This window comes from Sphingobacterium cavernae, assembly GCF_008520265.1.
Taxonomy (GTDB): Bacteria; Bacteroidota; Bacteroidia; order Sphingobacteriales; family Sphingobacteriaceae; genus Sphingobacterium; species Sphingobacterium cavernae.
The window spans coordinates 48,552-56,489 of sequence record NZ_VIQM01000030.1; the positions used below are offsets into that span (position 1 = coordinate 48,552).

Annotated in this window: 8 protein-coding genes; 5 read left to right on the forward strand and 3 right to left on the reverse strand. The window is 34.8% G+C overall.

Annotation, left to right across the window (positions count from 1 at the left end; translation table 11 throughout):
- Positions 1-173: 173 nt before the first annotated feature.
- A complete protein-coding gene (locus FLS47_RS06240) occupies positions 174-2,243 on the reverse strand; it encodes a transposase family protein (RefSeq protein WP_149913522.1) in 2,070 nt (689 codons plus the stop codon).
- Positions 2,244-2,247: 4 nt separating this feature from the next.
- Positions 2,248-2,493: a hypothetical protein gene (locus tag FLS47_RS06245; protein ID WP_149913523.1), complete on the reverse strand. Its 246-nt coding sequence runs from the start codon at positions 2,491-2,493 to the stop codon at positions 2,248-2,250.
- Positions 2,494-2,713: 220 nt separating this feature from the next.
- Here FLS47_RS06245 and FLS47_RS06250 point away from each other — a divergent pair, with 220 nt between their 5' ends.
- The 4 genes from FLS47_RS06250 (at position 2,714) to FLS47_RS06265 (ending at position 5,584) form a co-directional block, all read left to right on the forward strand.
- Complete coding sequence (locus FLS47_RS06250; protein ID WP_223225155.1) at positions 2,714-3,460, forward strand: S24 family peptidase; 747 nt, start codon at positions 2,714-2,716, stop codon at positions 3,458-3,460.
- A gap of 284 nt (positions 3,461-3,744) precedes the next feature.
- Positions 3,745-4,641: a hypothetical protein gene (locus FLS47_RS06255; RefSeq protein WP_149913525.1), complete on the forward strand. Its 897-nt coding sequence runs from the start codon at positions 3,745-3,747 to the stop codon at positions 4,639-4,641.
- An 81-nt stretch (positions 4,642-4,722) separates the two neighbouring features.
- The gene (locus tag FLS47_RS06260) at positions 4,723-5,265 is read left to right on the forward strand and encodes an alpha/beta hydrolase (protein WP_149913526.1); all 543 of its coding nucleotides are present in this window, start codon (positions 4,723-4,725) and stop codon (positions 5,263-5,265) included.
- A 10-nt stretch (positions 5,266-5,275) separates the two neighbouring features.
- The gene (locus FLS47_RS06265) at positions 5,276-5,584 is read left to right on the forward strand and encodes an alpha/beta hydrolase family protein (RefSeq protein WP_188347373.1); all 309 of its coding nucleotides are present in this window, start codon (positions 5,276-5,278) and stop codon (positions 5,582-5,584) included.
- A gap of 135 nt (positions 5,585-5,719) precedes the next feature.
- Here the strand turns inward: FLS47_RS06265 and FLS47_RS06270 are convergent, their stop codons facing one another.
- Positions 5,720-6,901, reverse strand: a complete 1,182-nt coding sequence (locus FLS47_RS06270) for a class I SAM-dependent methyltransferase (protein WP_149913528.1) — start codon at positions 6,899-6,901, stop codon at positions 5,720-5,722.
- Positions 6,902-6,997: 96 nt separating this feature from the next.
- On the opposite strand from FLS47_RS06270, the gene FLS47_RS06275 reads away from it, so the two are divergent.
- Positions 6,998-7,786, forward strand: a complete 789-nt coding sequence (locus FLS47_RS06275; protein WP_149913529.1) for a Cof-type HAD-IIB family hydrolase — start codon at positions 6,998-7,000, stop codon at positions 7,784-7,786.
- Positions 7,787-7,938 lie beyond the last annotated feature (152 nt).

The following is a 7,938-nucleotide window of genomic DNA, read 5'->3' on the forward strand; positions in this document are numbered from 1 at the left end:
TTTGATCGCTTATTAATGTTTACACTTTGCGGACTCCCAAGATTGCAGTCTTGGGAGTTATTTATTCTTGTCTCGTAGGATAGATAATAGAATCCCTATAAATAATCCTACAGCTATAGCGGTTTGTTTATGCGCTTCTATTGCTTCAAAAAACTCATTCATTACCTTTTATTTTAATATAAATCCCTCACATCGTCACGACTATCATCCTCATAGCCCGATGCAGTTACTTTTACTTTTTCGGTTGTTGGTAATGCTTTTTTACCTTCATATAGTTGTTGTAGGTATTCAGCTTCAGCATTATTTTTCAAATCTTTGATCATTACCCCAGCTTGTAATAATGATTCAGGATTAATATTTGAGCCATCCAATGCTTTTAGCTTTTCTTGCAGAATAGAAGTAAGCTTCATGGATATTTGCCTTTTATTTTCGAAAGCTGTATGTAGTCTTTTGCCGTCACCTTCCTCAAAATCTGCTAAAGCTGCTGGCATTGGATTGTATTCACTTGCGACAAAGCGTAAACCTTTACCATCAGTGATTAGAACTTCATCTAATCGTTCAGGATCATATAGTACCTCCACTTTTGCACCATTGTATTTCCATATCACTTCATCAGGTAGATCAAAGCGTAGTTTTTGACCTGCTATCATACCTTGAACTCCTTTTGTCGTGATTGTCAATAGATTTGGATGTTTTTTTCCAATAATGGACAACTTAGTAGCAGTGTCGATGTGATTTTTACGGCTCTTTTCGGACTGCATAAAGGCCTCTAACCATTCCACTTGACGGCTAATACCTGTTTTTGGATTTGGCTTATTTCGCATTATATTAATAAAGCCTTCGATAATTTGAGGCATTTGTTCAATGCTTGGATGATTTTTGGCATTTTGAGCAATGAATTCTTGACTTAATGCTTCTTTTGCCTTAATGTTATGTCCTGAATAATTTTTAGTAGGAAGCACCTTTAATACTTGATGCCATTCTGTACCAAATGAACGCTCGATATATTTACCTTGTGGCACTCTATGCGCTTGTGGCGTGAATTTACCGCCTACTTTAGTGTAGAAATCAGCTAATTCATTTTTCATCTTCACATCAAGACCCCATCGGTCAGTTTGCAATTGATGACCTAAATAATAAGCTCCAGTTAGCTCTTGAATATGATTCAAAGCGTTGCGGAAAGCATCATATATTACCTCATGTGTGATATTATCCCCATACGAATAACCAAGTATATAATCATTATATGTATCGATTATAACATATAGGTTAGGCCTATAATAAGCGTTTTTAACCAATTTGCCCGATGCATTTCTATAGGATGCCGTGAAAAATAAGTCTAGTGTGTTATCATCCGCATTCAATAAGAGCAATGGAGATGATGCACGATCACGTCCAATCTCTTTACTGAATTTATTATATGCTCTTTTATCACCATCACGTGTTGATGCAATAATGTGTTCATTTTGCTTACGGATATACGCAATAGCCCCTGCTGTCAACGTCTTTTTACCGTGTTCTTTTGCATACTTATTATATGCAGCTGCTATCACTGTATCATCATGTTTGCGAGGATCAGCTAAAAGTTTTAAGATTAAAGCATCACTTTCTTCATCACGAGCCTTAGCGTTGCTATTACCAAAACGGTGTTTTTCGATGAGCATTTCGAATCTATCCAAAGGATCAGCATACGAATTGAATTCTTTTAGTTTTTCTTTCAGCCTTTTTGGATTCGTTGGAAGTGCGATATGTTGTTTTAATATAAGCTCACTTACCACATCCCAAAACTCCATTACTGAAATATTCAAAGCTTGCTTTAAAGCTCGTTTATCAGTAGTGAACTTACTCAACATATTAAGCCAGTTCACACATTTAGTATACCTATCTACATAGTTAATTTGTTCTTTACCCATCGCATCACAGTCACTTGCAGGTAACTTTGAGCCATTCGGCAATATATAATCAGAATAGAAAGTAAATGCTTTGTAATCCCAATCTATCAAATCCAATATGGGCTGTTTTGCCATATAGTCGTAAGGATTGCCGAATAATTCTTTTACCTTATCCTTATACTTAGTAGGCAGAGACTCATATTCAATCAATACTTTACTGCCGTTACCCCCTCGACCATGAACAGTAATATTACCTCGAGACCTATTCTTATTGTAAGTATCTGCTACCATTATAGCAGGCACAAACTCATTATAAGTCAAGCACAGTATATTATTGTTAATATAGATCATGTTGCTATTTGTTGGATTCTAAAATTCCAGCTACTTCCTTCACCCCAATAAGGATAGCTTGCTTTAATAATTGGTCTGTTAATACGATATTCTGACAAACTTTGCCTTTCCCAGTCTTTCCGATAAATCCATTACGAACCTTTTTAACTGCACTTTCTGAACAGCCTGCTAGTTTTGCAGTTACATCTGCTGGAACTAATATTCTTTCAGAAAGTGCAGAAAATTGGCACATCTCGTTTTCGTTTTTCATATATTCGTTTATTAATTGTTCCTTTGCGTTCACAAATATACTAAAAAGGTATAATGAACCAAACTTTTATACAAAAAATGTATAATATTTAATGAATTGGGGTAAACTAAAAGTTATCAGGGAGTTACTAGGGTATTCTCAGGCTGAAATTGCTTTAAAAACAGGTATTAATCAAAAAGATATTAGCCTTCTCGAGGGAGGGAAGAAGAAGTTTATACCTATGGAGTATATACATTTTTTGTATAACGAAAACATAGATATTAATTCTATATATGACGATAGTACACAAATTTCATATAGAAATAGTTCACATACCCCAATCGTTGCGCAAGACAATAGTGTTGATTTCAACACAAAAAACACACCTAGTGTCCACCCATCAAACAAAGAAATTGTCCATCCAACTGTCCACCCAACTACAATTCTAGGGCTACCAAAAGTTATAACGATAGGTGAAAATGATGCAGAATTAATTAGCTTAGTACCTGTCAAAGCAGCTGCTGGTTATTTGAATGGTTATGGTGATCCTGAGTATGTGGAAACACTACCAACCATTCGAATGCCTAATCTTGGTAACGGCACACACAGAGCCTTTGAGATCAAAGGACACTCTATGTCACCTACGATGCATAATAGCTCTATATCTATTGGTAGATGGACAGAAAGCTTAAATGATATTAGAGATGGACGTATTTATATAATTGTAACCAAATCAGAGGGAATTGTTGTTAAACGCGTTTTAAACCGTTCTAATGATAGCGGAAAGCTTATTTTAATATCTGATAACCACAATAAGCGAGAATATCCAAACATCATACTTGATGCGTCAGATGTTATAGAATTATGGTATCAAAGAGCAAACTTAGCATTTGAATTTCCCGAGCCTGACACTATGAATACACGTGTTAATGACCTTGAGGCTAGACTATCATTATTCGAATATAAGATTAAACATCTTTTAAAATAACAACGGTTTTAAACATCTTTCAAACTCATTTGAATAAACATTTAAAACCGCTTTAAAATTATCCAAGCAAAATCCAACATTATACAATTAATCAGTACAACTGGAATTTTACACCATTTCTATAAAAACATCATTTAATCGCAACTAATGCACATTTTTTGCACTTTTTATGTTTATTGTTTCTATTTAATTGGTACAATTGGTTTTTACCCCCTTAAATTGGAGACTTGATATGTCAACTAAAAATAAATGTGTATAATAGCTAACATCATTAATAACCTAATATGTTTAATTTTGACAGTTTTAAATCCGAAGTAATTGTTGATTACGTTTCAAAAAAAGAGAATGGAAAGCTATCCTCCTGGATGGAAAACCCCACTCCTGCTAATCTCCGAGATCATGCTATTCTTTGTTTAAAAAATGAATTGGTAACGGACGATAAGAATATTTTTCAAGAGTTTTTCGACCCAAAAAGAGGTTATGAAAGTCTCGAATTAGCAATTAAAAGAACAGATCTAGGCAAATTGAAATCAGTTCAAAATTATCTAATTGGTAGTACCAAAGAACCAAGTGAAATAATCGTTAAATTAAGTGCTATTTTAATTGATTTTCAGCCTCGACCTTATCACAAATGGAAAATAGAAAAGTTAGATAAAGGAGATACAGAAATTTCGGAAAGCAATAACCAAACGTATATTTCCGATGAAAAAAAAGTTGAGCAACCAGATATACAGAAAGAAGATGATAAGTTAGAAAATCGTTTAAACACAAATAGGATTAGTAATTTTTCATGGTTAAATAAAAAATCAATCGCTTCAATAGTAGGAATTATGACCATGCTTCCTATTGGCTTGATAACATATAATAAATTTAAAGACAATGTCTGCGCCTATTGGGATGGAGAAAAATATATAGCAGTCGATTGTGGGGAACGCAATATTGAACAAGAAATTATCCATGTAAAGGACAAATCTTTATTATCCTTAAGGAAAATCACACGACCAGATACTTTAACGGCCAAAGACTTAAAAAAAATTTGGTATTCAAAGGTTAATAATAAAGTAGAATTTTTCACAGGACCAGGCTATCATCCAGTAAATAGAGATAGGGCTCTTAAAGCAGCGACCATTTATATTATTGAGAAATATGGAACATTAGACTCCATTAACTCCAATAAATAATCCTGAAATAACAATTTAACCAATAATTAATATCGGCATCATAATTGAAAGATATTTATAGAACACTATAAACTTTCGATTATGAAAAAGCTAAAATTACTTCTATTATGTCCTATTTTTACATTGCTACAAATAAGCTGTAGTAAAGACAAAAATGAAATAACTTACCCAACAAATGAAGATATTATTTTAGAGAATATAAGCTATGGTCCTCATGATAGAAATAAAATGGATATCATGCTTCCGTCAGGAAGACACGCAACTAAAACTAAGATTCTCGTTTTAATTCATGGTGGAGGTTGGATTGGTGGTGATAAATCAGATTTTGATGTAATTCTTAATAGAGATAACCTCGAAAACTTAAAAAAAGAATTTCCCGACATAGCTGTATTTTCGTTTAACTACCGATTAGCCACCAGTGAAGTAAATCAATATCCAGCAGCAGAACAAGATGTGAAAGTGGCGATGGACTTTATCTTTAAAAACGCAAACACCTATCAAGTCAACAGTAATGCTACATACATCTTAGGTGGTAGTGCTGGCGCACATTTGGCAGCATTGTATACTGTTAAGAACCCTTCCCCTCGTATCAAAGGTACAATCTGGCATATCAGGAGCCTATGAGCTGAAATCTTTGTATACCGATGGAAATGAGGAAGCAAAACAAGTCCTGGTAGCTTTTTTGGGTGGTACACCACAAAATAAGGAACAAAACTATTTTCAAGCTTCACCATTAAATTTTATAAATAATACGACAACAAAATACTTGTTATTGCATGGACAGGATGATAGATTGGTTTCTATATTACAAGCTCAAAAATTTGAAACAGCATTAAAAAGTAAAAATATTGACGTACAAAAATTCTACTACTCAGGAGGACATGGAATACCACCAGAACATGTAGTACAAGGCTTGCAAACAATAAGAGATTTTTTGAAGTAAAAATTTATTTATACGAAGTGTAATTGGATAATACACAGGTTTAATCCTTTTTGAATAAAGAATATTTACCCACCCTGAATTAGGGCATTTAAGAAAAAAGCCCTTGCTCAAATAATAAGCAAGGGCTTTATAATTTTATAATCCACAAATCTTCTCTAAATAGTGATATTCTATACCAAAATAGGCTTTTGTGGTTTTTAACTTCTCTAATAGTTGTGTTTGTTTAGATGCATCTATAGATTTCTTCACTGCAACGATCATTACATTCTTAGGCGTATGCGCATCCGAAATAAACTGCATAACTTTAGTTTGGTAACCAAAATATTCCAAGATTAACGAACGGGTACCATCTGTCAACATTTCGGCGTGACGTTCCAAAAAAATGCCGTGCTTGGTCATAAATGACAAATCATTTTTGGCTTTCACTTGTTCGAGTTGACGACGAACTTGCTTGTGGCAACATGGTGCTACGACAATAAGATTTGCATTGTGCTGAATTCCTTTGTAAATCGCATCATCCGTCGCAGTATCACAAGCATGCAAAGCGATTAGTATGTCCAAATCCGAATGAGGTTTGTAGTCCTCAATCGTTCCCTGCACAAAATTCAACTGATTAAAATCACTTCTTTGCGCAATCGCATTACACAATTCCACCAAATCTTGTCGGTATTCTACCCCTTCAACTTCGGTTTTACGGTTCAATTCGTTATTCAGATAATCGTATAACGCAAAGGTCAAGTATCCTTTTCCGGCGCCCATATCCACCACACGCAATACATCCTTTGCTGGCAAAGCGTACAACTCTGTACTCAACAGTTCGATATAATGGTTGATTTGTTTCCACTTATCTTGCGCATTTTTGTATACTTTCCCCTGCTCATCAGTCAAACGTAATTCTTTCAAATAAGCTTTGTTCGAATCTCCAACTTTACGTTCCTTTTGTTTGTCGTGAGAAAGATCTGTAGGTTTTACCGCTGTTGCTTTCTCCGACTTCACAAACCAAACCTGTTTTGAATTCAGTTCACAAATACGGTTTTCTGTAGTTGTAAACAACGTACATATGCGAAATCCAGTTGCATCCAACAGATTTTCAATCTCCACCTGCCCTGCTTCTACCTCAAAATTCTTCGTAATGTCACGCGTTTGATAGCGATAGGTAAACGAAAGTTTGAGCTCACGTTTTATCAATACAGCTTTGACATAGATATTCTTAAGGTGCGCAATTTCGCCTTTGTAGTTTCCCAAAGACAGTTTGATAAAGCTCTCATTTGCTATACTTTCTTTGATTTGATTCAAGAATGCGGGTAAAACGCTCATGTTTGTACTGTTGATTAATCGCCAAAGATACGAAAAGCGCCTTCGAAGTTGAATTTTGAAGAATATCTTTTTACTTTTGAACCACATTATATTCATATGCAAAACCCAAACATTCAAGCCGTTTTTTTCGATATTGATGGTACCTTATTAAGTTTCAAGACTCACGAAGTATCCCCTTCTACCGAAGAAGCAATCGAACAATTGCAAGCCAAAGGAATCAAAACTATTCTTTCTACTGGTCGTTCTATAAATAGCATTGACCATGTTCGTTACCTTAATTTTGATGGATACATCACCTTTAATGGGGGCTACTGCCTGAGTAAAGAAGGAGAAATATTATTCAAAAAAGCAATAGATTCTAGCGATATCCAATCGATCTTGAACTATGCGAAAGAAAACCCATTGAGTTTTTCATTTATGTCCGAAAAAGAAGTGAGCATACACGATGTGACACCCGAAATAGCGGGGATGTATGCGCATCTCAATCTTCCTGTACCTCCTTTGGTGGATATGGAAAAAGTAGATACTTCGTCCATCTTGCAAACAAACATTTTCTTAGGTCCAGAGGAAGAAAAGGAATTTATGCAGAAAGTAATGCCTAATTCATTGGCTTCACGCTGGTCTCCCCTTTTTGCAGATGTAAATCCCCAAGGACAAAGCAAGCAAGTAGGTATTGATGTATTTTGTGAATACTTTGGAATCGATAGAGCTAATACAATGGCTTTTGGGGATGGCGGTAATGATATCACCATGCTGAAACATGTAGGTATTGGGGTAGCGATGGGTAATGCCAATCCAGAAGTCAAAGAAATTGCTGATTATACGACCGACGATGTAGACTCCGATGGCATCTGGAATGCACTAAAACATTTTGGTGTTTTATAGATTTTATCGTAATTTAATAGAAAAAATCACAGCTGTCCTAAATAAATTTAGGGTGTAAAAAAATCTGCCCTCTTCTATTAATTAGGAAAGCTTTTTGTGAAAAATCAAATTATATCCTCACTATTTTCTTTAGAAGAGTTTATACTGTCCAA

What these genes read in the sequence shown, in the direction of transcription:
- FLS47_RS06240 (WP_149913522.1), bottom strand. Translation starts at nt 2,243, where the DNA reads ATGATCTATATTAACAATAATATACTGTGCTTGACTTATAATGAGTTT.
- FLS47_RS06245 (WP_149913523.1), bottom strand. Translation starts at nt 2,493, where the DNA reads ATGAAAAACGAAAACGAGATGTGCCAATTTTCTGCACTTTCTGAAAGA.
- FLS47_RS06250 (WP_223225155.1), top strand. Translation starts at nt 2,714, where the DNA reads ATGGAGTATATACATTTTTTGTATAACGAAAACATAGATATTAATTCT.
- FLS47_RS06255 (WP_149913525.1), top strand. Translation starts at nt 3,745, where the DNA reads ATGTTTAATTTTGACAGTTTTAAATCCGAAGTAATTGTTGATTACGTT.
- FLS47_RS06260 (WP_149913526.1), top strand. Translation starts at nt 4,723, where the DNA reads ATGAAAAAGCTAAAATTACTTCTATTATGTCCTATTTTTACATTGCTA.
- FLS47_RS06270 (WP_149913528.1), bottom strand. Translation starts at nt 6,901, where the DNA reads ATGAGCGTTTTACCCGCATTCTTGAATCAAATCAAAGAAAGTATAGCA.
- FLS47_RS06275 (WP_149913529.1), top strand. Translation starts at nt 6,998, where the DNA reads ATGCAAAACCCAAACATTCAAGCCGTTTTTTTCGATATTGATGGTACC.